This is a genomic window from Flavobacterium sp. FlaQc-52, from assembly GCF_044007495.1.
GTDB classification, from domain to species: domain Bacteria; phylum Bacteroidota; class Bacteroidia; order Flavobacteriales; family Flavobacteriaceae; genus Flavobacterium; species Flavobacterium cupriresistens.
In genome coordinates this window covers 1-25,636 of the sequence record NZ_JBIPCV010000021.1, presented here as the reverse complement: position 1 = coordinate 25,636, position 25,636 = coordinate 1, and the positions used below count along the sequence as shown (strand labels likewise).

Genomic DNA, 25,636 nt, shown 5'->3' with positions numbered 1-25,636 from the left:
GATTAGATTATACAGTAACAGCTGCAAAATCAGGTGTAACATTTACACCGGCTTCAACAGTTTACACAGCAATTGCTGCTAATAAAACGTTGAATTTTACACAAGTTGTTACTCCGGTATATTATACAGTAAGCGGAACAGTTTTAAATGGAGCGACTGCAGTTGCGGGAGTTACAGTTTCAGCAGTTTCTGGCGCTACAACTTTGACAGCTACTTCTGACGCAAGTGGAAATTATACAATTGCAAATTTAGTTGCAGGTTTAGATTACACGGTTACAGCTGTGAAAACTGGTTTAAGTTTTACACCGGCTTCAACTGTTTATACTGCAATTGCTGCTAATAAAACGTTGAACTTTACACAAGTGGTTACTCCAGTATATTACACTGTAAGTGGATCAGTATTAAACGGAGCAACTGCAGTTTCGGGAGTTACAATTTCAGCAGTTTCTGGATCAACTACATTAACGACTACTTCAGACGCAAGTGGAAATTATACACTTGGTAGTTTAGTTTCAGGGTTAAATTATACAGTTACAGCTGCAAAAACAGGATTAAGTTTTACTCCGGCATCGACAGTTTATACTGCTATTGCTGCTAATAAAACATTAAACTTTGTGCAACAAGTTGTTGCAGGTGGAACTTTAATCAGCGGAAGTGTTAAAAGCGGATCAAGTCCAGTTTCAGGCGCTAAAGTAGAATTGATTTTACCTTGGACAGACAACACACACGGTTATGTAAGTATTATTGCTACTACTGATGCTTCAGGAAATTTCAGCTATGCTAATTCAGTTTTATCTGGTTATACTACCATAACAAGCTTAAAAATGAATTCTTGGCAGAATGGGGAAGTAGCTTATTTTCCAAATAATCTGGCGAATTTCGCAATGCCAACAACGCCACAAGTTTATAATTTTAATACACAAGCGGTGGTTGTGACTAAACCGGTGGTTGCTATTACAGCGCCAACAGCTTCGGCGATTGCTATAAATTTAGGAGCAGCGATTAATTTTGTTGCTAGTGTTGGATTAAGTGCTGCTGATGCTACTACAATCTCATCTGTTGCATTTAGTTTAGATGGGCAAAGCTTGAATGCTACCAATTCTTCAGGAACTTATACAGCGGTTTGGACACCAGTAGCAAATCAGTTTTCGCTTAGTCATACCTTAACTGTTACGACTACTGCGTCAAACGGAACAACAGATTCAAAAACATATAGTTTTACATTAACTTGTTCTGGTGCAAACTGCCCAAATCAATTACCTGTAATTACTTGGAGTTCACCATCGAATACTACTGTATATCAAAGTACTTTCCAAGTTGTGCCAATTTCGGTTACAGCGGTTGATAGTGACGGATCGGTTTCAGGTGTTACTATTACCATCAATGGTGGTACGTTCAACATGACAGCAAGTGCAAATAATACTTATACGTATAATTTTACACCTACTGCTTATCAGGATTATCCGGTTGTAATCAAAGCAACTGATAATAAATCTGCTGTAACTACATTAAACAATACGGTTAAAATTGCTCCAATAAGCACCAACAGATTTATTCCGCTTCCTCCAAAAGTTATTTTAGGATATGCGCATTCTTGGGAAAATGCTGGTGCTCCATTTTTATATTTTTCTCAAATGGTGGGAAGTAAGTTTAACGTAGTTGATTATGCTTTCGTAGAAACCGCTAATCGTGATGGTTATACACCAGTATTAACTACAAATGATACTAGATATTTGACGAATAATGTTTTCAATAAGCAATTGTTGAAGAACGATATAAAATCCTTAAGAGATAGCGGCGTTCCTGTTATTGTTTCTATTGGAGGTCAAAATGGTCATGTTGTTTTGGACAATGTAACTCAAAAAAATATTTTTGTTAATGGTTTAAAAGCAATTATTGATGAGTATCAATTTGATGGAGTTGATATTGATTTTGAAGGCGGATCGATGAATTTTAATGCCGGAGGTTTAAGAGATATTTCTTATGCGGGTATTTCTGCTTATCCAAGATTGAAAAACGTAGTAGATGCTTGCAAAGAATTAAAAGCATACTATGGCCCTGGATTCTTATTAACTGCAGCTCCGGAAACACAATACGTACAAGGAGGATATTCTACCTATAATGATACTTTTGGTTCCTTCCTGCCAATCATTCAAAACTTGCGTAATGAATTGGATTTGTTAGCTGTACAATTGTATAATACAGGTGGTGAAAACGGATTGGATGGCCAATATTATGGTTCAGCTAAAAAAGCAAACATGGTAACAGCCCTAACGGATATGATAATAAAAGGGTATAACATTGCTACAACCGGAATGCGTTTTGATGGTTTACCGGCTTCAAAAGTTCTTATTGCATTACCCGCTTGTCCAAGTGCAGCAGGTAGCGGTTTTATAACGCCGGCAGAAGGAATTAATGCAATGCATTATTTAAGAACCGGAACGACTTTTACAGGAAGAACATACACGATGCAGCCAGGCGGACCTTATCCTTCTTTAAGAGGTTTAATGACTTGGTCTGTAAACTGGGATGCTTCTTCTTGTGGTAATTCATCTGAATTATCTAAAGCTTACGCAGTATATTTTGCCTCACAAGCAACGGCAAAAATGTTATCTCTGGATAAAATTGAAGCGAAGAGCAGTACAGTAGCTTATTTTAAAAATGATGCTTTGTCAGTTTCAAATGAAACAGAAGATATTGCTCAGGTGGATGTATTTAATACTATCGGACAAGCTTTAGTAAGTCATAAAAACATTCAAAATAATAAAGAAATCCTGATTCAGAACAGAAACTTCACGACTAAACAATTGTTTGTGGTTATAGTGACGGACAGAGCAGGAAATAAAAAATCATTCAAAGTGATGAACTTTTTAAACTAAGGTTTAGAACTAAAGAATGGAAAATTTAGAAATAAAAAAATTGGGGCGGTTAAAATTGAGTTTGGATATTTATTTTTTAATCAGGTTTTTATATTTCGAATAAATGTTGCGAATTGAGGTGATTTGTTATTTGGTTTTCGCCTGAAGGAATGCATTATGAACCCGACAATTGTATTGTCGGGTTTTTTATGGAAAATAGTGAGAAAGTAAGAATTGTAATTTATTTTCGAATAATTTTGTAACAGTATCAAGAAACAACGAAGTATGAAAGCGCTATCATTTATTAAATATACCTTTTTAAGTATTGGTTTAGTCTTAATCGCCGCAGCTCTTTATTTTTACCAAAAGCAACATGCTTTTCAGGAAAAAGCAGTTACAGCACAAGGCACAGTTATTGAATTACTCGAGTCAACATCTGACAATAGTATCGTATATAAGCCGCTCGTTTTATTTAAGACAAAGGAAGGTAAAGAAGTGAAATTTACTACTTCTTTTAGTACTAGTCCACCAAGTTATAGCGTAGGAGAAAGTGTTGAAGTGTTATACGATCCTGCCGAACCCAATTCTGCTTCTATTAACGGATTTACATCTTTATGGCTCGGCCCTTTAATCTGTGGGGTTTTGGGAATGATTTTCTTTTTAATAGGTTTCTTTATTATTTTGTTTGATAAAGTAAAACAAAGAGAAATTCGATACCTGCGTGAAAATGGAAAACGTATTTCAACAAAATTTGCTCACGTGAAGTTTAATAACGGACTGGCCGTAAATGGTAGAAACCCTTTTCTGATTTATAGTCAGTGGCTTGATACAAATACAAATGAATTGTATGTGTTTAAAAGCGATAACATTTGGTTTGATCCTACCGATTTTATAGGAACCGAACCTATTAAGGTTATGATTGACCCAAAAAATCCAAAGAAATACTATATGGATATTTCTTTTTTACCTGCGATGAAGAATTAACTTAAAGGACAAAGCCGATTGAACGTTTGAGTATTTCTAATGCTTAATTTTCTTTTTAATCCATTTGTCTACAAGGATTTTTTTCTCGACATATTCCAGATATTCCTTACTATGAAAAGAATCTAAGTAAACGGCGTAGAATTTTTTCCCGTCTTCAGAGACTTTAAAATTCTTAAAATCATCATAGCTCTCATTAGAGCTGTGGAGATAAGAACCACATAATTCAAAGGTTGCTATCTTATAAAAAGGGTCAAGTGCAGACGGTTTTCCAACAATTTCAAAATAGATTTCGGTGGCCTTACAGTCAGAACCATTTATTTGAAGGATTTGCTTTTTTCTTTTTTCAAAAAAAGCGACTATCTGTTTTTCCTTTTCATTGTACTCAAATTGATATGGGATAAATTTTTGGTTTTCTATTTCAAAATCTTTAAGGTGATTTCGTTTCTCAGTTGGTTGTATTTCAACTCCATTTTTACCAACATATCCCCAGATTCCACCAACTAATTGCGGATGCTCAGGGTCTTTTGAATAATCAAAATGACAGCCGTTGCAAAATTGAGCAAAGCCAAATTTTATTCGCGAAATCCAATCGTACTTGGCCGGAATAATTTTTTCGCCCTGATCACTGTATAAACCACTTTTTTTATTTTCAGTATACCGAATAAAACCTTCATTAATATCATCCGGGCCTTCAGAAGTTAAAAAAACATCAAATAAAAAATCTCCTTTTCGATTGTAGTATTGATAAAAATTCAGGTTGAAAATCTTAGTTTTTATTTCCTGTCCATTAAGATAAGAATCTGTAAAATGGGAAGGCTGCAAGGGAATAATAATCTTTCCGTTTTGATTTTTCACTCCTAATAAACTGTCCTTTTCGGTATAATAAAATAATTTTTCTGTTTGTGAGAAACTAAATAGACTGCTTATAATTAGAAGTGAAGTAAATAATTTTTTCATTTAAAAAAAGCTTATAATAGTGAGGATGTAAATAATGGAAAATCCTATTGTATTCAAAAGTACTAATAAAGTTTTTAGAATTTTAAGTACTTTTGAATTTGATTTATTTTATACAATTTCATGAAAAAACTACTTAGTATTGTTACTGCAATTTTTATTTCTATTTCTTGCTTCGCGCAGTCAAAATACGGAAATCCTGAAGTAGATCCTATTACCATTCAAAGCAAATTTTCCGATTGGTGGGCGTATCAAAATAAAAAAATAATGCTCTCCAGAGATTTTACACCACTTGATTCTCTTTCTAATGCAATGACAAAAGAAGCTTTTCTGGAAGAGCTTACAAAAGGAAATTTTATTCCGATACGTTTGCTTTCAGAAGAAGCTATTTACAATTATAAGTTGTTTAAAATTAAACCGGATTCGGATACCAGTATAAAAGCGACAATCGTTCAGGAGGCTTTTGATGCGGACAAGAATTTAAAAATGGAAGGAACCGCGTTTCCAAAGTTTTCTTTTAAAGATTTAGACGGGAATATAGTTTCAAATGAGACGATGAAGGGTAAAATAGTTGTCATTAAATGCTGGTATATTCATTGTGCAGCCTGTATTAAAGAATTTCCGCATGTCAATGCATTAGTTTCAAAGTATAAAGACCGAAAAGATATTGTTTTTGTGAGTCTGGCCGAAGATAATCCGCAGCAGTTAAAAGCATTTTTGACTAAGAGACCTTTGTCCTATTCTGTGGTTCCGAATATGAAAATTTATATGAATGAAACGTTACAATTAAATGCTTTTCCAACCCATTTTATTCTCGATAAAGAGGGTTTAATCAAAAAAGTTGTCTCGAATTATGAGAGTTTGGAAGTTGCTTTAGCGAAAGAGAGCAAAATGTGATTTTTTTTTAACCATATAAGTTATGTAAGAAAATATAAGTTTTGCTTAAATTCAGCTTGTAGTTGAGTTTTTTTCAAAATAAGAAGTGTTGAAAATATAAAAATTAGCGACTTAGCGCCTTTGCGAGAGCTAGAATTTAGCAAGAAGTTAAACGATACGGTTGGCTAAAATGGACTTCTATAACTTATATGGTTTAAAAATTTGCGCATGTAAGAAAATATAACTTTTGTTTAAATACAGTTAGTAGTGGAAGTTTTGTGTTAAAATAAGAAGTATTGAAAAGATAGAAATTAGCGCCTTTGCGAGAGATAGAATTTAGCAAGAAGTTGAACGATACGGTTAGCTAAAATGGACTTCTATAACTTATATGGTTTAAAAAAATACATATCTAAACTTAGCCTCTTAGTTTCTTTGCAGCTCTGAACCTTTTTCCTTACTTTTGCACAAAATTAATTAAAAAGACATTCATGTTAACAGTCAATAATTTATCAGTTCAATTTGGCAAACGAATTTTGTTTGACGAAGTAAATACCACTTTCACGCACGGAAATATTTATGGAGTTATTGGAGCCAATGGTGCTGGGAAATCTACTTTTCTTAAAATCATTTCAGGTGATATCGATCCAACTTCTGGCCATATTCATTTAGAGCCGGGAAAACGTATGTCGGTTTTAAACCAGAATCACAACATGTTCGATGAGCATACTGTTTTGGAAACCGTTTTGATGGGGAATAAAGTGCTGTACGCTGTTAAGAAAGAAATGGATGAACTTTATTTAGACTACAACGATAAAAACGCAGACAGAATAGGGGAGCTTCAGGTTCAATTTGAAGAAATGAACGGTTGGAATGCCGATTCAGATGCAGCATCAATGTTGTCTAACTTAGGAATCAATGAAGAGCATCATTATACTTTAATGGGCGATCTTGAGGGGAAAATTAAAGTTCGTGTGCTTTTGGCACAGGCTCTTTTTGGAAACCCGGATATGCTGATCATGGATGAGCCTACCAACGATTTGGATTTTGAAACCATCGCTTGGTTAGAAAACTTCTTAGCAAATTATGAAAATACTGTAATTGTAGTATCTCACGACCGTCACTTTTTAGATGCCGTTTGTACTCATATTTCTGATATTGATTTTGGAAAAATAAACCATTATTCAGGAAATTATACGTTCTGGTACGAGTCAAGCCAATTGGCTGCAAAACAACGTGCACAGCAAAACAAAAAAGCAGAAGAAAAGAAACAAGAATTAGAAGAATTTATCCGTCGTTTTAGCGCCAACGTAGCAAAATCTAAACAAGCTACATCTCGTAAAAAAATGATTAGTAAATTGAATATTTCAGAAATCAAACCTTCAAGCCGTCGTTATCCTGCTATTATTTTTGATCAGGATCGTGAAGCAGGAGATCAAATTTTGAATGTTGAAAATTTAAGCGCTTCTGTAGACGGAGAATTATTGTTTAAAGATGTGGACTTGAACATGGCAAAAGGCGATAAAATCGTTCTTTTCTCTAAAGATTCACGTGCAACTACAGCGTTCTATGAAATCTTAAACAATGAACAAAAAGCAGATTCCGGAACTTTTGATTGGGGAATTACAACCAACCAAGCATATTTACCGGCTGAAAATCATTCGTTTTTTGAAAATGATTTAAGTTTAGTAGACTGGTTGCGTCAATATGCAAAAACAGAAGAAGAGCGTGATGAAGTATTTATTAGAGGATTCTTAGGGAAAATGATTTTTTCAGGAGAAGAAGCGTTAAAAACTAGTCGTGTATTATCAGGAGGAGAGAAAGTACGTTGTATGTTGTCTAGAATGATGATGGAGCGTGCCAATATCTTAATGCTGGATGAGCCAACAAATCACTTGGATTTGGAGTCGATTACAGCTTTTAACAACTCATTGAAAAACTTTAAAGGTTCGGTGATTTTTACCACTCATGACCACGAATTTGCACAAACAGTTGGTAACCGAGTAGTAGAGTTAACACCAAATGGCGTTATCGACCGTTACATGACTTTTGATGAATATTTGGATGATGAAAAAATTCAAGAACAAAGAAAGAAAATGTACAATTTGTAATTGAAAAGAGTCCATCTTGAAAAAAGAAGGACTCTCTACTATAAAAAGATAAAACCTGTTCCGTTGTCGAACAGGTTTTTTTATGCTTATTTTCCACCAAGGAATTTACTGATTATAAAAACAACGAGGGCAATGATAAGAACAACTAGAAAAATACCAAAGCCCATTCCTGCTTTAAAAATATCTCCAATTACTTCGCAGCTTGTAAATGTCAATAGTATAACGAATACTAGTGTCAATTTTAGTGTTTTGTTTTTCATGATTTTATTATTTTAATTCTAAAAAAAAACAAGTATTATTCTAACATGAAGTTACTGACTGTTATGAAATTAGGTGTTACATAATTTTCCGAAATTGTTTTATTATTTAATTTCTATTATTTATTAAGCTTAATTGAGAATAGTTAAAAATTAGATTTATAAATGCTTGATAATTGAGGATTTAGATTGTAGATTTTGATGAAATAAAATTATTTTTGAGAGATATACCTTTAATTAAATCCTTTATATCCTATGTCAGAAAACGCTTTTAGTTTAAAGTCACCTCGAATAGAAGTGATAGATGCCTTACGTGGTTTAGCCATCATGGCTATTATGTTACTTCATAATTTAGAACATTTTGATTTTTATCATTTACCTGAGTATCTGCCCGAATCAATAAAAAGATTAGATAAGGTGATTTGGGATACTTTATTTTTCCTTTTTGCGGGAAAATCATATGCGATTTTTTCTCTACTGTTTGGATTTAGCTTTTTTATTCAAAATGACAATCAGGCTAAAAAAGGAAATGATTTTAGAGGAAGGTTTGTCTGGAGACTTGCTATATTGTTTGTTTTTGGACTGGTAAATACCCTCTTTTTTTCTGGTGATATATTAATGATGTATGCGGTTTTAGGATTGATTTTGATTCCGGTTTGTAATCTGAAAACGAAATATGTATTGATTATAGCAGCTTTTTTAATGACATTGCCTTTAGAATGGTACAATTTTTTTAATATTCTTTATAACCCTGATTATGTTCTTCCTGCTAATAGGTCAAATGCCTATTATGGCGATATGTATACGTATTTAAGAGATGGCTCGTTTATGGATCACGCAGTAGGTAATGTAACAATAGGCAGATGGGCTTCTATGTTTTGGTCTTGGGAAAATGGAAGATTTTTTCAAGCTCCGGCGCTATTCATGTTTGGAATGATAGTGGGAAGAAAGCAACTTTTTGTAGCCTCGCCGGCGAATAATGCGTTTTGGAAAAAAGCATTACTATATGCTTCAATATTGTTTATTCCGATTTTTGGATTCAAAACTTTTTTGCCGGATGTTGTTGCTAATAAGGATTTAGTAAACAGCTTATTAATCATCTTTACTTCGTGGTCAAATGTTACTTTTATGGTGGTTTTGGTAAGCACATTTGTGTTGCTATACCAAAAAGAAGCTGTAAATAAGGTTTTAACAAAATTGATTCCTTTTGGAAAAATGAGTTTGACTTGTTATTTTACACAATCTATTTTAGGCTCTTTTATATACTATCGTTTTGGTTTAGGGCTTTACCAATATACCGGAGCAACATTCGGATTGTTGATCGGTATTGTTTTGTTTTTATTGCAGTTGAGTTTTTGTACGTGGTGGCTTAAAACACACCGACAAGGACCATTGGAGTCACTTTGGCACAAACTTACATGGTTTTCTTTTGCAAAAGAAAAGAAGCCAGTTTCAGCATAATTGTGCTGGTATTGACTGGAATAGATTTCGGTAATTTTAATAGTTAACTTTACAATAAAGAGAAGTAAAGATAAAAGAAGGGTAATGTTGTCTTAAAAGTATTTGCATTTTGGTAGAATACTTTTGTGTCGTCTAAACAACGAAAAACAACTTATGAAAAAACTTTACTATCTACTACTATTTTTAGGAATAAGTTTAGCTTCACGTGCACAAACGTTATTTCCTTATTTGCAAAATGCAACACCGACCTCTATTTATGTTAACTGGAAAACCAACAGTAATCCCGAATCTATTGTAGAGTACGGAACGGCTGCAACCAGCCTTAATGTAACTGTTACGGGTAATACGAATGTCTTTACAGATTCAGGTTATCCGGGGAATTATTTTTATCACAGTGCGAAGCTGATGAATCTTTCGCCTAATACTAAATATTATTACAGAATAAAAACCGGAGCTGAAGTGTCTTCGGTTTATTCTTTTAAAACCCTGCCTAATCCGGGGCAAGCTGCTACAAAAGATGGCCATATTCGCTTTTTGATTATGGGGGATAATCAATTGAAAGCAGTACCTCGTTACGATTCTTTAGTGTCGGCTGCCAAAAGAAAAATCAGACAGAAATGGGGAGCAACCCTATCTCCGGATGATAATATTGCGATGACATTTATGGTGGGTGATCAGGTCGATGTAGGTACTTTGGATCATTATGAGAATGTACATTTTAAAAAGAACAGAGGTTTATCGGGTAATATTCCTATTCAGACAACAGTAGGAAACCATGAGACTTACGGAACACTTGGAATGAATTCGTATTACGATCATTTTTACATTAGTGAACTTTCTTATAAAGGAATTTCATCAGGAACAGAGAATTATTATGCACAACAAGCAGGTAATGTTTTGTTTATTAGTTTAAGTTCAGAACATACAGGAGCAGAGCAGTTAGCGTGGTTACAAAAGGTTGTCGCGGCAGCCAATACGGATACTACGGTAGAGTGGATTTTTTCTTTGAGTCACAGACCGTATCAGGCAGAGCAATACGTGGGTGATATTTCTACTTGGGTTCGTAATACCGCAGTTCCTTTGTTGGTGACTTCACCGAAATATTCGATGCATATTGGAGCACATCACCATCTTTACCATAGAGGACAATTAAAAAATACACCGACCTATAATATCATTTCGGGAGGTACAGCCTGGGATCAATATTGGGGGTCTTCGACTGAACAGGATTTTGATGATGTACAAAAAACAATCTGCAATTGGATTTACCAAATTGTTGACATCGATGTGGTAAATGGTAAAATGGACATCGAAAGTTATTCTATCGGAAGCGTTGATAAATGGAAAAACAACCAATTAATGGATGAGTTCCACAGATATAAAAACAAAGCAGCTCCCGTAAAACCATCGATCATGAATACCTTTACAGGAAATGTGACATTGCCATTAGCGATATCCGGTTCAGCCTATAGTACCACAACAAATGAGTTATTGAATACCAGTCAGTTTTTAATTTCACAAACACCGACATTTGATATCGTTAAAAAAGAAGTGTACCGTGACTTCGAAAATTTATACGGGAAATATGGTACTAAAAAAGACTCTACGGTTAATATAAATCTGGGTGTGGATATTACCAAAATGAATTTGGCTTCTAATTCACTTCCAAATGGAAAGTATTATGTGAAATTAAGATACAGAGACCGCAATCTGGAATGGTCTCCCTGGAGTGATGTGCAGACCTTCACTGTTACGGGAAGTACTACTATAAATACAGAGATAATCATTGATGCTTTAACCTATTCACAAAATGCCCCTATCAAAGTTAATTTTACAGACGCTCCGGCGAGTACATCAACTTGGGTAGGATTATACAAAGAGGGGCAGACACCGGGAGCAATAACGCCTTCGTTGAGCTGGCAGTATACCGACGGGAATCCAAGTGGGTTTATTAATTTCCCAAAAGGATTAGCGAATAAAGGACGTTATTATGCTGTTATATTTTCCAATGGCGGTTACACAGAAATTGCTCCACGTAAATATTTTTATGTTGGACCAGTTCCGGTCTTAACGACCGATAAGACCGAATATTCTGTTGGAACTCCTGTAGTTGTAAATTACAGCAATGGACCGGAATTAGCGAAAGATTGGATTGGAATATACAAGATGGGAGTTAATCCGGGATCAGGCGTTGCCGCTTCAAGCTGGCAATATGTTACAACTGCTACAGGCGCTAAATCATTCACTAATTTGCCAAAAGGATATTATTATGCCGAGTATTATTTACAAGATGGTTTTAACGCTATTGGCAATAAAGTGTACTTTAAAATTGGAGCTGTTGTTACCGAATTATGGATCAACAAACCCGTGTATGATCTTGGCGAACAAATCAGCGCTTCCTGGACAGACGCTCCGGGAATTGTAAAAGACTGGTTAGGAATTTATCATGACGGAGATAATCCAAACAGTAAACCATTGGTGAGTTATACTTATTTTGAAGGGCTTTCTCAAGGAACTAAAAACATTGTAGCTCCTGAATTGCCGACAGAAAAAGGAAAGTACTTTTTGGTTATGTTTACAAATGATTCTTATAACGAAGTATCAAACCGAGTTTCTTTTGAAGTAATCGAAACGAAATTGGGTAACGATAAATTTAAAATTGATAATGGTTTAAAAGTATATCCAAATCCTACAGGTAGTAATGGAGAAACATTTATCCAATCAGAATATCCTATTGATGAAATTGAAATTTACAATATGGAAGGAAAATTATTGTACGCTACAAAAAATGTAAACAACAATCAATTTTCTTTAATAAATCAGGATTTGCCAAAAGGAGTTTATATTCTAAAAATACATTCCCGTAAATTGTTTACTGCGAAGTTGGTGGTGAATTAATCAGGGTTTAAATAAAGATTTTTAAGTTTAAGAGCCTCTGCTATTGCAGGGGCTTTTTTTGCTAAATATGGAAAGTCAAAGACATGATTTAAACAGAATGATAAGTGATCTTTTATTTTTCAAATAATCAAAACAACAGATTCATAAAATTATTGTACTTTTGCCCAACCAAACATTACACTTTACTATGAGCCAAAAAGTATTACTTAATTCAAAAGAAGTTACTATCATACTCCATCGTTTGGCTTGTCAGTTGATTGAAAAACACTTAGACTTTTCGGATACTATTTTGGTTGGAATACAACCAAGAGGTGTTTTCTTAGCAGAACGTCTGAAACAATTATTAGAGAACGAGTATAAAACACCCGAGATTCCTTTGGGGTATTTAGACATCACTTTCTTTAGAGATGACTTTCGCAGAACTGATAAACCGCTTGAAGCCAATAAAACTCAAATCAATTTTATCGTCGAAAACAAAAAAGTCATTTTTATAGATGATGTTTTGTTTACCGGACGTAGTATACGAGCGGCTTTAACTGCCATTCAGTCTTTTGGTAGACCGTCAGAAATTGAATTGTTAGTATTAATCGACAGGCGTTTTAGCCGAAATTTACCTATTCAGCCTGATTATCGAGGCCGTCAGGTAGATGCCATTAATGGTGAAAAAGTAAAAGTAAGCTGGAAAGAGAATGAGGGAGAAGATGTTGTTCATTTAATAACGAGCTAGTTTATTCTTCATTATAAAAAGTACAATTAAAAAAATATAATCGAAACAAAATGAAAGAATTAAGCGTAAATCATTTATTAGGAATTAAATATATCAATGAGAATGATATTAACCTAATCTTTGAAACTGCCGATCATTTTAAAGAAGTCATCAACCGACCAATTAAAAAAGTTCCTTCGTTACGAGATATTACCATTGCCAACATCTTTTTTGAAAACAGTACCAGAACCAAACTTTCTTTTGAGTTAGCTCAAAAACGATTATCAGCCGATGTCATTAGTTTTTCTGCAGCCCAGTCTTCTGTAAAAAAAGGAGAGACGCTGATTGATACTGTAAATAATATCCTTTCGATGAAAGTGGATATGGTCGTAATGCGCCACTCCAATCCCGGAGCGGCTTATTTTTTATCTAAAAATGTCAAAGCAAGTATTGTGAACGCCGGAGACGGAGCACACGAACACCCAACTCAGGCTTTGTTGGACAGTTATTCTATCAGAGAAAAATTAGGAGATGTTGCCGGTAAAAAAGTAGTTATTGTTGGTGATGTTTTGCACTCCAGAGTAGCATTATCGAATATATATGCTTTGCAAATGCAAGGTGCTGAGGTAAAAGTTTGTGGACCCAAAACACTTATTCCAAGATATATCGAATCGCTTGGAGTGACAGTCGAACCCAACTTGAGAAAAGCATTAGAATGGTGTGATGTGGCCAATATGTTACGAGTACAAAACGAACGTATGGATGTTAACTTTTTCCCTTCTACAAGAGAATATGCACAGCAATACGGAGTTGACAAACCATTACTAGATTCGCTAAGCAAAGAAATTGTCATCATGCACCCGGGTCCAATAAACAGGGGAGTAGAGATTACCAGTGAAGTAGCAGATTCGAATCAATCTGTGATTTTAAATCAGGTGGAGAATGGGGTTGCAATCAGAATGGCTGTAATTTATCTTTTAGCGTCTAAGCTTTAAGCTTTAGTTTACGGTTTCAGTGGGCAGTTACAGTTCACATTTTACAATTCACAAAACTCTAAAAAATCTTCGTACCTTAGCAGTCAGGATTATTATTTTATTATACAAGCCTCTATAAATTATAAAATGAAAGTAGATCAAAAAGGACATACCGTTACAATTAAAGATACTCAGGGAGATTTTAATTCTTTCCTGGAAAAAGTAACGCAACAATTTAAAACCTTTGAAAAACAAAATATTATAATAGATTTATCCGCAGATACCGAACTTTCTGAAAAAGATGTAAAGCTGTTTTTACCACTTTCGAAACAGCAAAAAAAGGCGAAAAAATCATTTGTAATTGTAGTTTCTGATCTTGACTTTAATGCTATTTCAGATAAGTTAATTGTGGTTCCTTCTTTATTGGAAGCACATGATATTATCGAAATGGAAGAAATCGAAAGAGACTTGGGATTTTAGATTTTAGATTTTTGAGTTCAGATTTTAGATTTAAATCTGAAAGAGCACTATTTTTTATAAAGCGTTTATCTCGTTAAGTTTAAAATAAAAAACTTAGCGACTCTGCGTCTTTGCGAGTAATAACACCCGTCCAAAGGTCAAGAAATAGGAAAAACCTTTGCCACTTAATGGTAAAATAAACCTCAAAATCTGTTAATGCTAATAATGGAAAGGGTCTACACAAATTACTCCACAACTTTTGGCTTGATCCTTTAGCTACAGTTTAGAATGTTATTTTCAAAATAAAAATGATTTGGTAGTTTAGAGTTCGGTTTTTAGATTTAATTTTGAATAAATTATGATTGAATATTGCCTTGATGGGTAATCTAAAATCTAAAATCAACAATCTGCAATCTAAAATGAAACTAACCATACTCGGCTGTTATGCAGCCACTCCAAGAACAATTACGAATCCTACTTCACAGGTTTTAGAAATTAAAAACAGAATGTTTTTAATTGATTGTGGAGAGGGAACTCAGGTTCAGCTGCGCAAGAATAAAATCAAATTCTCAAAAATCAACCACATTTTTATTTCGCATTTACATGGGGATCACTTTTTTGGATTAATTGGTACTATTTCGACTTTTGCGCTTTTAGGACGTACTACAGATTTGCACATCTACGGGCCAAAAGGAATCAAAGAAATTATCACTTTGCAATTAAGACTTTCAAATTCGTGGACCACCTATGAATTGTTTTTTCATGAGCTGGAGTCAAAAGAAAGTGAAATTATTTTTGAAGATCAAAAGGTTATTGTAAAAACAATTCCATTAAAACACCGTGTTTATACCAACGGATTTTTATTCCAGGAGAAACCAGGAGACAGAAAACTGAATGTCGATGCTGTTCAAAATTATAATATAGATACTTGTTACTATCAGAAAATAAAAGGTGGTGGAAATGTTACACTTGAGGATGGGACTATTATTGAGAACGAAAAGTTATCATTTGATCCGATTCCGCCAATGAGTTATGCGTTCTGTTCAGACACCGGTTATCATGAGGCAGTAATCCCACTAATTGAAAATGTAGATGTTTTATACCATGAGTCCACTTTCTTGGATTCTGAAGAAAGCTTGGCGGGAAAAACGCTTCATTGTACTGCCAAAGAAGCAGCGACAATTGCTTTAAAAGCCAATGTCAAACAGTTGGTTTTGGGGCATTATTCTACGCGTTATGGCGATATTACAGTTTTTAAAGAAGAAGCCGAAACAATTTTTCCCAATGTACTTCTTGCTGATGATGGAAGAAGTTTTGAATTTTAAAGGAAGTTATGAGTTACGGGGGAGGTGTGCTCTATTTTGGATTATTCATCCCTAATTCAGCAATCTAAAATCTACAATCCACAATCTAAAATCAAAAAATATGAATGATTTAAGTAATTATAGAAAATCTTACGAAAAAAGCGAATTGCTTGAAAACACGATCCCCGAAGATCCGATTAATCTTTTTAACCTATGGTTTCATGAGGTAGAAGATTTTGGGGCAAATGGGGAGGTTAATGCCATGACCGTTTCTACAATTGGTTTAGATGGTTTTCCGAAATCGAGAGTTGTTTTACTGAAAAAATTTTCTGAGGAAGGTTTTATCTTTTATACGAATTATAATTCTGAGAAAGGAAAGGCCATCGCGGCGAATCCAAACGTTTGTTTGTCGTTTTTCTGGCAGGAGATGGAGAGACAGGTAATCATAAAAGGAATTGCGCAAAAGACGTCTGAAAACATTTCTGACGGTTATTTTGATTCCCGACCAGACGGAAGTAAATTGGGCGCTATTGTTTCGAATCAAAGTGAAGTAATTCCGTCAAGATTATTTTTGGAAGAAAACCTCAAAAAACTGGAAGAAGAGTTTGAAGGAAAACCAATTCCGAGACCTGAAAATTGGGGAGGTTTTTTAGTGACTCCTTTGGAAGTAGAATTTTGGCAAGGAAGACCCAACAGGTTGCACGACAGAATTAGATACAAAATTCAGTCGGATTTCTCATGGAAAATAGAAAGACTGTCATCTTAATGTAAGAAAATTACAATAAATTGAAATTTTATTGCGTATTTCATCGAGTATTTTTGCTTTTTAGCGATATTTTAAATATGTTTGATCTATAAAGTGATAACTATTTTATTAAAATAATTTTAAAGGATTTGCCCCAACATCTACTTTAAGACGCTAAAATGCTAATGACTATGAAAAAGATTTTGCGCGGCATGATGTTCGTTGTGATAGTAATCGCAATGAACTCATGTTCTGCTGATACCGCAGACGGTAAAGCAGATAATACTACTACAGCTGAAGCCTTGACTTCAAACTACACCTACAATCCTTCTGAGTTGGAATTAATGCAACTTATAAATAACTATCGTGTAAGTGTTGGTTTAAATGCATTAGAAAAAATAAATTTTATTTCGAATAAATGCGAACAGCACAATGTGTATATGATTGCGAACAATGTTGCGGATCATAACGATTTTGTTTCGAGATCAGAAAGTATTATGAAAGCGTTGGCAGCGAAAAATGTTGGAGAGAATGTAGCTCGTAATTACAAATCTTCTGAAGCTGCTCTAAAAGCCTGGTTAGAAAGCCCAGGGCATAAGAAAAATATAGAAGGAAATTTTACTCACTTTGGGATTTCTGTTTCGACAGATTCCGCTACAGGTTATAAATATTACACGAATATATTCGCGAAAATATAAATGTATTGAATTGGATTAGTTAGTCGTTGTAGCTCTAAGTTGCAGCGGCTTTTTTTGTTAAAAATGACTTTGGTTTACGTAGATTTAGGCTCATTTTTGTCCTTTCGACGAAGGAGAAATCACACACGCTAAGCAGACACTACATGGAATATTGGATGTGATTTCTCCTTCTTAGAAAGGACACACGAAACTCGCAAACAATTAAATACATTTTATTCTTGGTTTGATAGAACGAGATTACGGTTATAGTCTAATGCAGATTTTGCAGATTTACGCTCATTTTTTGTCTTTTCTGAAGGGAGAAAGATTTACTTTAGCAGAATTTTTCTGCTCGTTTTTAAAATTAATCCAGAATGAATGCAAAATAATATTATTCTTATACTTCAAATAATTACAGTTGACTTTTTTACAGCGTTTGGGTTGTATTCTTTGTTGTTTCTATTAGTTTCTATATTTTTCAAGAAACCAATTTTATTTGCATTAGACGAAGAAACTTCAAAATTTATTTCGTTTGTTGGTATACTATATTTACTCGTTTGGGTAAGTGGAATTATATTTTTTTATGCAGTAGGCGATGTGGAGGAACAAAATCAAATGATACATAGGATGTTTGGAAAATATTGGTTTGGATTTTGGACGCAGTCTATTTTATGGTTTGCAGTTACACAATTACTTCGGATAAAAAAAGTTAGAAAAAATGTTTTATTGAGAATACTATTTAGCTTTTTACTGATAGTATCAATTGAGAAATTTGTAATATTAACGATTACTTTTCATAGAGATTATTTACCTGGTTCATGGACAATGTATAAAGATCTTGAAATCTTTCCTTCAAATTTCGTTTTAGCTTTGTTGGCGAAAATAATCATGTTTTTAGTATTCGTTGGTATCTATTATTTAATTTCAAAACAATTGAAAATAATAGTTAGTACTAAAATTCTAAAAAGAAATAAGGAAAAGACTGGTTCTTAAACAGAAAAAGCTGTCTAAACGAATAGACAGCTTTTAGAAACGTGATCATCTTATTGTAATTCAAATTACAATGCCGTAATAATAAACTCACTTCGTCTGTTTTGTTGGTGCTCCTCTTCTGTACAAGGCACGCCATCAGCACATTTGTTTACGAGTTCTGTTTCTCCATATCCTCTTCCTGTTAATCGGTTTGGTGCAATACCATTTTTAATTAACCAGCTAATAGTAGATTTAGCTCTGTTGTTTGACAAAACTTCATTGTATTTAAAAGTGGCGCGACTATCGGTATGAGAACGAATATCAATTTTCATTGTTGGGTAATCATTTAATGTAGCCAATATTTTTTCTAAATCCAAAGCAGCTTCGGGACGGATGTTATATTTGTCCAAGTCGAAATAGATCATTTTTATGCCAAAACATTTTCCTAAATCATCTCCCACAGTTACTTTACAGGTAGATTTTTCAAGAGCAATAGATAAGGTCGTTTTTCCGGTTGTTTTTTCGATAGTAATGCTTACTTCTCTGGTGGTGTAGTCGGTTTTTTCGGCTCTTACATTATAAGTTTTACCACATTCGACAGGAAAACTATAAGATCCGGTAGCATCCGCAATTGTCGTAGCTACAGTCTCCATCTGATTGTTGAACAAAGTTACTTTTGCTCCGGGTAAAATAGCCCCGGTCTCAGCATCAGTAATGAGTCCGCTTAGTTCTTGGATGCATCTTAGCCTTTTGGTTTCCAGAAATTTATATATATCATCAGAACCCTGTCCACCGTCTTTATTGGAGCTAAAATACCCTTTTCTCGAAACAGGGTCAATTACGTAAGCAAAGTCATCTTTTGGAGAATTAACATCATTTCCGAGGTTTTGAATGTTACGGATGGTTCCGTCTTTTGCAATTTCACCCACAAAAACATCCAGACCACCAAGTCCGGGATGCCCGTCAGAGGCAAAATAGATTTCATCTTCATTGGTCACATACGGGAAAGTTTCCTTGCCCTCGGTATTGATACTGTTACCTAAGTTTTCAGGCGTTCCGAAATCACCATTACTGTTTATGGCTACTTTGAAAATATCAGATTGTCCCAATGTTCCGGGCATATCAGAAGCAAAGTATAATGTTTTCTCGTCCGGACTCAGAGCAGGATGAGCAGTACTGTAATTGTCACTATCAAAAGATAATGGTGTTACATTGGCCCATTTACCATTTTCAAGAGTCGCTTTGTATATTTTTATTAAAGTAGTTTTATTGACATCTTTTCCTTTTTTTCCTGTTAGATAATTGTTTCTTGTGAAATAAATGGTTTTACCATCTTTAGTAAAGACCGGTGAGGATTCATGAAATTTGGTGTTTAACGCATTTTTTATCTTTGATACTTTAACAGAATCCACATCGGCCATGTAGATGTTGGTAAAATATTCATTTGTCCATTTGTGTTTGCGTTGTGAAAAATTTCCGGTGTCTCTAGCCGAAGCAAAATAGACTTTATTGTTGTGTACAAAAGTTCCATAATCGGAATACTTTGAATTAATACCTGCATTTTCAATGGTATAACGACCGGAATTTTCTTTAATCTGATCCAGATAGTTTAAATTTCCGGCATAAAGTTTACCTCTGCTGTCATTTTTAAATTTTGAATCAAATTCATCCAAAATTTTGTTTGCTTTATCTATTTGTCCGGTTGACTTTAAAGATTGAGCATATCTGTAATAATACTCCGATTCTACATTGGTATTCATGGCAAATAATTCGCCGTACCATTTTGCCGCACCTTCAAATTCAGAGTTAAAATAATAGGAGTTACCTAGTTTTTTGAACATATCTTCAGACTTGTATCCTTTTTCGGCCACACGTTCATAAGTCTTTATGGCATCGATATAGGCATAATGATCGTATTTTTTATCGGCGGAATTTACTTTCGACTGCTGAGAATAACTGTCAAATGAAAAAACAATAATAATTGTCAGACAAAGTAGGATATAATTTTTCATGATTATCATTTTTAGAAGAAACGAGGAGTTGTCATTTTACCTTTATTGGAGAAGAATTCATATCGTAAGAATATTTCATGCGATCCTGAATTGTAGTTGTTTAGTCTCGTAGTTTCACGATCGTAACCATATCCAATATATAAACCATCTGTGACTTGAAATCCGACCATCGCACTGAGTGAAGCGCTCCATCTGTAGGCTAAACCGGCAACAAATTTATCGTTGAACATAAAATTGGCAGAAACATCTACTTGTAAAGGAGCACCTTGTACCATTTTAACGAGTGCAGCCGGTTTAAATTTGATGTATTGGTAATGATCTAAATTAAAAACGTAACCGGTCATGAAATAATAATTGATTTTATCTTTGTAGATCGCGATATCATTGTCATCATAACGATTGGTTTCAATAAAGTTTGGTACCGATAGTCCAACATAAGCTTTATCAGAATGCCAGTAAACCCCGGCTCCGATATTAGGAGAGAATTTACTGCTGAAATCTTGAAATTGCGGATCTCCCTGATCGGCTGGGTTCAATTTATTGATATCTAAATTGAATAAATTAGCAGATCCCTTTATTCCAAACGAAATTTTGGATTCGGCAGAGACCTGAATGCTATACGAGAGATCTGCAGAAAGCGTATTTTCATTGGTGGGTCCGATTTTGTCGCTCACCAATGAAACTCCAACTCCCAGATGACTATTGTTTATAGGTGTGTTAACCGAAAGAGTACCCGTCTTAGGTGCGCCGTCAAGTCCCACCCATTGTGTACGATATAAACCGAAAACACTTAATACTCCTCGGGATCCCGCATATGCCGGATTGATGTTTATGGTGTTGTACATGTATTGCGTATACTGTGCATCTTGTTGTGCATGACTGGCAATTGCAGTAAACATTATGACGAATAAAATTAATTTTGTTCTCATAGCAGTTATTTATTATACCAATTGTTTTTATCAATGTTTGTGATTCGATCTCAGGGAAGTCTGTTTTTATTTGGATAAATACAGATAACCACTTTCTTTATGATTTTGAGCTACGTTATTTCCATCTAACGATTTATAGGTAATGATGTAGAAATAAGTACCTGTTGGCAAACCATCAGATTGTTTAATGGTTGTTCTTCCTCTGGAAGTTCCGTCGAATGCATTGGTTGTGTTATTGTAATTAGTTGTATCAAACACTAATACTCCCCAACGATTGTATATTTCTACCGTATTTTCAGGATAACAAGTTGTTTCATCGATATTGTCAATTTGGAAATAATCGTTTTTACCATCACCATTTGGAGAGAAAGCATTGTGTATTAAAACTCTTTGACAGGCCAGTACACTACAATCATCGTTTATTTCCATAGTTAAGGTAATACTTTTTGGACAATTTTCATCATTTATTGTATATTCAAATGTATAAGTACCTATTGCTAATCCAAACGGGTTGAGTGTGTTACCTTGTAAGGCGTTACTGTTACTGGTATCAATCCATGTTCCGGTCAACGGAGTGTTTGGAGGAAGTAAAGTATCTAAGTTAAGAGGAGTTGAATCCGCTTTACAAGCTGTACTGTTGATATTGATTACTTCTTGTGGAACTACCGTTATTGTAACAGTTGCGGTGTCACAGATGTCCGGAATCGCTTTAATACAAATTTGATAGTTATACGTATACGTTCCAGCAGGAGTTAAACTCGATACCGTTACATTACCCGAAGCATCAATTGTTATATTCGGATCCGTTTTAGAATTAGCATTGTTTGTATCACTCAATAAGGTGAAGTTTACTAATTCTATTGTAGTTTTTGTAGTGCCAATGAAGTCATTATCAAGAACATTACCCACTACTCCGAAAGTACCGCAACCAATATTAGAATACGTATCATCATTAGCTAAAATAGCCGGTGGAGCAATAATGGTTACCGTTACAGTTGCTGTATCGCAGTTACCTGTATTATCCGCTTCGCATATTTGATACACTAATGTTAAAGTACCTATTGGTGCATTTGGAAGAATATTAACACTACCATCTGAATTTAATTGCAAGAACTCGTTTGGTGTTACGGTTGAAATAATAACATCCGATGGTTTTACAACTACACCTTCAATAGTATCATTTGGTAATACATTCAGCACATTTGGAGTGATTTGATTTACACTAGGAAATGGACCGGCAGTATCGTCATTGGCAACTATGTCTCTAACTAATTTGCAATTAACACCAAAATCAGCATTTAGATGAATCAAATCTTGAGGAGTTACAGTAACAATATAACTGCTAGGACTTGTTATTTGACAAACGTTATGCAATTGTGCCTGGTTTACTTTAGAGGTAATATTTTTACCTGCTCCTGATGGAAGCACTTTTACTAAACCAGTTGCTCCGAGTGCTGTAGCAACAGCATCCAGATTAGCATCTTTTACCAATTTTATCGTATAATCTCCATTAGGATTTGCTGTTTCTGGTCGGTCTCTCCAGAATCCTGTTTGGCTTACAATAACTTCTTTATGATAACCGTTAGGCCCATCAATAATCACATTAGGTGTTAACGCATTACCAAAACCTCCTTCATTTAATTCTCCAACATTTTGAGGACCGGTAAAATTACCATCGCCATTAAGATCAATCCATTCCCATTGGCTATAGTCGATTGCACCATTTGCGTCAGGAGTATTTTTGGTTACAATTCCATCATTATTGGCATCGTACCATTCGTCTTGAATTCCGTTACCGTTGGTGTCGTACCAAACATAATCTCCTAAAACAGGTCGAGTTGATGATCCATATAAGAAATTATGCACTTGAAATTTACATTCTTCAAGAGTAGTAAGGAATACATTTGAATCCACCGGATATAATTGGTGTACGCTACTTAAATTAGCGTCCTGAACCTGAACCAGGTAGCTTCCTGTCGGAACACCTGAGAAATTGTATATACCATCTGCACCAGTGATGCGCAATAGAATTGGACCTGTTGTAGTACCTTGTGGAATTAATGTTACCGGTACGTTGGCAATAGGTGTATTGGTATCAGCATTAATAATTTGTCCGGATATTTTTACTTTGTAATCCGGTTGTGTTATGACAACGGTAGCTGTTGCTGTACAAGTTTGGTTTCCATTGTTAACTGACGATGTTGCCGTTAAGGTATAAGTACCAGCGGGTAAGTTTGTATTTCCAACAACTTCATTGTTTTGATTTCTAATTACAACTGTAGCACCAGGACTACTTGTAATCATGATTGAACCATCAGTACCACCAAGACAAGTTACGTTCGAAGCAATTCCGCTTACGGACACTTTATTTTCGACAGTAAAGGTTTGTACCAGTTCTGTTTTATTACCAGCACAATCTGTAAGGGTGTAAGTTCTGGTTAAGATATAAGCATTTCCATCACAACCACTTCCTCCGTTATTGGTGTCAGTTACGGTGATTGTTACATTTGAATCACAATTGTCAGAAACATTTGTTACATCTTGTGGTGTACCGGCAGGGATAAGAGCTATGCTCTCTAAACCGGTAACATCTGTAGGAACAGTTCCCGTTGGAGCTGTTGTATCTCTCACGGTTATAATTTGAACATAAGATGTAGTGTTACCAGAGCAATCCGTTGCTGTCCAGGTACGTGTTAAGGTATAATTAGAATCACATTGATTTTGAATATCACTTTTTGTTTCAGTGAAAACAATTGGTAAATCTGAAGTGCAACTGTCTGAAACTACTAGTTGAGCAGGCGCAGGAACAGCGTCACAAGAAACAGTACTGTCTTTTGGAAGATCTCCGGTAAATATTGGTTTACTGGTATCTTCAATTGTAATCACTTGCGTGAAAGTATCAGAAGTATTACCACAATCATCTTTAACAGTCCAGGTATTAGTATAAGTTCCGGCATTAGCACAACCTTCAGAAGCTACAAAAGCACCACTTGTTTTTACGATATTCGAAACATCACCATCACAAGAGTCAGTAGCAACCGGGAATTGTGTTTGAGCAGTAGTCAAAGCTGTTGCATCACTACATTGAACAGTTACGTTTAGTGTTCCGGCCTCAGTTGTCCAAGTTGGAGCTGTGGTATCTTCGATAGTAATCACTTGAGTGTAAACATCTGAAGTGTTACCACAATCATCTTTTACAGTCCAGGTATTGGTATAAGTTCCGGCATTAGTACAACCTTCAGAGGTCACAAAAGCACCGCTGGTTTTTACGATATTAGAAACATCACCATCACAAGAATCAGTAGCAATCGGGAATTGTGTTTGAGCAGTAGTCAAAGCTGTTGCATCACTACATTGAACAGTTACGTTTAATGTTCCGGCCTCAGTTGTCCAAGTTGGAGCTGTGGTATCTTCGATAGTAATTACTTGAGTGTAAACATCTGAAGTGTTACCACAATCATCTTTCACCGTCCAAGTATTAGTATAAGTTCCAGCGTTAGCGCAACCTTCAGAAGCTACAAAAGCACCACTTGTTTTCACGATATTAGAAACATCACCATCACAAGAATCAGTAGCAACTGGGAATTGTGTTTGAGCAGTAGTTAAAGCCGTTGCATCGCTACATTGAACAGTTACGTTTAATGTTCCGGCCTCAGTTGTCCAAGTTGGAGCAGTGGTATCTTCGATTGTAATCACTTGCGTGAAAGTATCAGAAGTATTACCACAATCGTCTTTAACAGTCCAAGTGTTAGTATAAGTTCCAGCGTTAGTACAACCTTCAGAGGCCACAAAAGCACCGCTTGTTTTTACGATATTAGAAACATCACCATCACAAGAATCAGTAGCAACTGGGAATTGTGTTTGAGCAGTAGTCAAAGCTGTTGCATCACTACATTGAACAGTAGCATTTAATGTTCCAGGCTGAGTTGTCCAAGTTGGAGCAGTAGTATCTTCGATGGTAATGATTTGCGTGAAGGTATCAGAAGTATTTCCACAATCATCTTTTACAGTCCAAGTGTTAGTATAAGTTCCAGCGTTAGCGCAACCTTCAGAAGCTACAAAAGCACCGCTTGTTTTTACGATATTCGAAACATCAGTATCACAAGCGTCAGCTGCAATAGGGAATTGTGTTTGAGCAGCATTTAAAGCAGTTGCATCACTACATTGAACAGTAACGTTTAATGTTCCGGCCTCAGTTGTCCAAGTTGGGGCAGTGGTATCTTCAATAGTAATTACTTGAATAAAGGCATCCGTAACGTTTCCGCAATCATCTTTTGCAACCCAAGAGTTGGTATACGTTCCAGCGTTAGCACAACCTTCAGAGGCAATAAAAGAACCACTTGTTTTGGTGTAAGTTACAATTGAACAATTGGCTGTAGCTGCAGGAGCTTGATTTTGAGCAGCAGTTAATGCTGCAGCATCACTACATTGAACAGTAGTGTTTAATGTTCCAGCCTGAGTA

18 protein-coding genes are annotated in these 25,636 nt (G+C 35.1%); 13 read left to right on the top strand and 5 right to left on the bottom strand.

The window, feature by feature from the left end; all coding sequences use genetic code 11:
* Together ACHRV5_RS22080 and ACHRV5_RS22075 are read left to right on the top strand one after the other, a co-directional pair.
* Nucleotides 1-2,879, top strand: a 2,879-nt coding sequence (locus ACHRV5_RS22080; RefSeq protein ID WP_395428268.1) for a glycosyl hydrolase family 18 protein, incomplete at its 5' end; no start/stop codon positions are given.
* Between the two features lie 264 nt (nt 2,880-3,143).
* Nucleotides 3,144-3,842, top strand: coding sequence for a DUF3592 domain-containing protein (locus ACHRV5_RS22075; RefSeq protein ID WP_395428266.1), 699 nt, complete (start codon nt 3,144-3,146; stop codon nt 3,840-3,842).
* 36 nt (nt 3,843-3,878) lie between these two features.
* Here ACHRV5_RS22075 and ACHRV5_RS22070 read toward each other — a convergent pair whose 3' ends face one another.
* Entirely contained in the window at nt 3,879-4,799 is a 921-nt protein-coding gene (locus ACHRV5_RS22070) for a hypothetical protein (RefSeq protein ID WP_395428264.1), read from the bottom strand.
* A gap of 120 nt (nt 4,800-4,919) precedes the next feature.
* Between ACHRV5_RS22070 and ACHRV5_RS22065 the strand changes: the two genes are divergently transcribed.
* Nucleotides 4,920-5,693: a redoxin domain-containing protein gene (locus ACHRV5_RS22065; protein ID WP_395428263.1), complete on the top strand. Its 774-nt coding sequence runs from the start codon at nt 4,920-4,922 to the stop codon at nt 5,691-5,693.
* Nucleotides 5,694-6,160: 467 nt separating this feature from the next.
* Nucleotides 6,161-7,780: an ABC-F family ATP-binding cassette domain-containing protein gene (locus tag ACHRV5_RS22060; protein WP_047773313.1), complete on the top strand. Its 1,620-nt coding sequence runs from the start codon at nt 6,161-6,163 to the stop codon at nt 7,778-7,780.
* Nucleotides 7,781-7,866: 86 nt separating this feature from the next.
* Here ACHRV5_RS22060 and ACHRV5_RS22055 read toward each other — a convergent pair whose 3' ends face one another.
* A complete protein-coding gene (locus ACHRV5_RS22055; RefSeq protein WP_395428262.1) occupies nt 7,867-8,040 on the bottom strand; it encodes a hypothetical protein in 174 nt (57 codons plus the stop codon).
* A gap of 252 nt (nt 8,041-8,292) precedes the next feature.
* Between ACHRV5_RS22055 and ACHRV5_RS22050 the strand changes: the two genes are divergently transcribed.
* From ACHRV5_RS22050 to ACHRV5_RS22010, 9 genes are all read left to right on the top strand, one after another.
* Nucleotides 8,293-9,498: a DUF418 domain-containing protein gene (locus ACHRV5_RS22050; RefSeq protein WP_395428261.1), complete on the top strand. Its 1,206-nt coding sequence runs from the start codon at nt 8,293-8,295 to the stop codon at nt 9,496-9,498.
* A gap of 153 nt (nt 9,499-9,651) precedes the next feature.
* On the top strand, nt 9,652-12,396 hold the full coding sequence (locus ACHRV5_RS22045) for a fibronectin type III domain-containing protein (RefSeq protein WP_395428260.1): 2,745 nt from the start codon (nt 9,652-9,654) through the stop codon (nt 12,394-12,396).
* A gap of 187 nt (nt 12,397-12,583) precedes the next feature.
* Nucleotides 12,584-13,123: a bifunctional pyr operon transcriptional regulator/uracil phosphoribosyltransferase PyrR gene (gene pyrR, locus ACHRV5_RS22040; protein WP_047773308.1), complete on the top strand. Its 540-nt coding sequence runs from the start codon at nt 12,584-12,586 to the stop codon at nt 13,121-13,123.
* Nucleotides 13,124-13,173: 50 nt separating this feature from the next.
* A complete protein-coding gene (locus ACHRV5_RS22035; protein ID WP_230002423.1) occupies nt 13,174-14,097 on the top strand; it encodes an aspartate carbamoyltransferase catalytic subunit in 924 nt (307 codons plus the stop codon).
* 126 nt (nt 14,098-14,223) lie between these two features.
* Nucleotides 14,224-14,556: a hypothetical protein gene (locus ACHRV5_RS22030; protein WP_047773303.1), complete on the top strand. Its 333-nt coding sequence runs from the start codon at nt 14,224-14,226 to the stop codon at nt 14,554-14,556.
* A 398-nt stretch (nt 14,557-14,954) separates the two neighbouring features.
* Entirely contained in the window at nt 14,955-15,860 is a 906-nt protein-coding gene (locus ACHRV5_RS22025; protein WP_230002422.1) for a ribonuclease Z, read from the top strand.
* Between the two features lie 100 nt (nt 15,861-15,960).
* Nucleotides 15,961-16,605: a pyridoxamine 5'-phosphate oxidase gene (gene pdxH / locus ACHRV5_RS22020; protein WP_395428259.1), complete on the top strand. Its 645-nt coding sequence runs from the start codon at nt 15,961-15,963 to the stop codon at nt 16,603-16,605.
* A gap of 170 nt (nt 16,606-16,775) precedes the next feature.
* Complete coding sequence (locus ACHRV5_RS22015; protein ID WP_047773741.1) at nt 16,776-17,282, top strand: CAP domain-containing protein; 507 nt, start codon at nt 16,776-16,778, stop codon at nt 17,280-17,282.
* Between the two features lie 357 nt (nt 17,283-17,639).
* Nucleotides 17,640-18,254, top strand: coding sequence for a hypothetical protein (locus tag ACHRV5_RS22010; protein ID WP_395428258.1), 615 nt, complete (start codon nt 17,640-17,642; stop codon nt 18,252-18,254).
* A 65-nt stretch (nt 18,255-18,319) separates the two neighbouring features.
* Here ACHRV5_RS22010 and ACHRV5_RS22005 read toward each other — a convergent pair whose 3' ends face one another.
* The 3 genes from ACHRV5_RS22005 to ACHRV5_RS21995 all read right to left on the bottom strand — a co-directional run.
* Complete coding sequence (locus ACHRV5_RS22005; protein ID WP_395428257.1) at nt 18,320-20,245, bottom strand: OmpA family protein; 1,926 nt, start codon at nt 20,243-20,245, stop codon at nt 18,320-18,322.
* Between the two features lie 11 nt (nt 20,246-20,256).
* Nucleotides 20,257-21,174 carry a type IX secretion system membrane protein PorP/SprF gene (locus ACHRV5_RS22000; protein ID WP_395428256.1) on the bottom strand — a complete coding sequence of 306 codons (918 nt, stop codon included), beginning with the start codon at nt 21,172-21,174 and terminating at the stop codon, nt 20,257-20,259.
* Between the two features lie 66 nt (nt 21,175-21,240).
* Nucleotides 21,241-25,636: gliding motility-associated C-terminal domain-containing protein (locus ACHRV5_RS21995; RefSeq protein ID WP_395428255.1), on the bottom strand; the 4,396-nt coding region annotated here is incomplete at its 5' end.

Coding starts and splice junctions, on each gene's coding strand:
- ACHRV5_RS22075 (WP_395428266.1), top strand. CDS start 3,144: ATGAAAGCGCTATCATTTATTAAATATACCTTTTTAAGTATTGGTTTA.
- ACHRV5_RS22070 (WP_395428264.1), bottom strand. CDS start 4,799: ATGAAAAAATTATTTACTTCACTTCTAATTATAAGCAGTCTATTTAGT.
- ACHRV5_RS22065 (WP_395428263.1), top strand. CDS start 4,920: ATGAAAAAACTACTTAGTATTGTTACTGCAATTTTTATTTCTATTTCT.
- ACHRV5_RS22060 (WP_047773313.1), top strand. CDS start 6,161: ATGTTAACAGTCAATAATTTATCAGTTCAATTTGGCAAACGAATTTTG.
- ACHRV5_RS22055 (WP_395428262.1), bottom strand. CDS start 8,040: ATGAAAAACAAAACACTAAAATTGACACTAGTATTCGTTATACTATTG.
- ACHRV5_RS22050 (WP_395428261.1), top strand. CDS start 8,293: ATGTCAGAAAACGCTTTTAGTTTAAAGTCACCTCGAATAGAAGTGATA.
- ACHRV5_RS22045 (WP_395428260.1), top strand. CDS start 9,652: ATGAAAAAACTTTACTATCTACTACTATTTTTAGGAATAAGTTTAGCT.
- pyrR (WP_047773308.1), top strand. CDS start 12,584: ATGAGCCAAAAAGTATTACTTAATTCAAAAGAAGTTACTATCATACTC.
- ACHRV5_RS22035 (WP_230002423.1), top strand. CDS start 13,174: ATGAAAGAATTAAGCGTAAATCATTTATTAGGAATTAAATATATCAAT.
- ACHRV5_RS22030 (WP_047773303.1), top strand. CDS start 14,224: ATGAAAGTAGATCAAAAAGGACATACCGTTACAATTAAAGATACTCAG.
- ACHRV5_RS22025 (WP_230002422.1), top strand. CDS start 14,955: ATGAAACTAACCATACTCGGCTGTTATGCAGCCACTCCAAGAACAATT.
- pdxH (WP_395428259.1), top strand. CDS start 15,961: ATGAATGATTTAAGTAATTATAGAAAATCTTACGAAAAAAGCGAATTG.
- ACHRV5_RS22015 (WP_047773741.1), top strand. CDS start 16,776: ATGAAAAAGATTTTGCGCGGCATGATGTTCGTTGTGATAGTAATCGCA.
- ACHRV5_RS22010 (WP_395428258.1), top strand. CDS start 17,640: ATGCAAAATAATATTATTCTTATACTTCAAATAATTACAGTTGACTTT.
- ACHRV5_RS22005 (WP_395428257.1), bottom strand. CDS start 20,245: ATGAAAAATTATATCCTACTTTGTCTGACAATTATTATTGTTTTTTCA.
- ACHRV5_RS22000 (WP_395428256.1), bottom strand. CDS start 21,174: ATGAGAACAAAATTAATTTTATTCGTCATAATGTTTACTGCAATTGCC.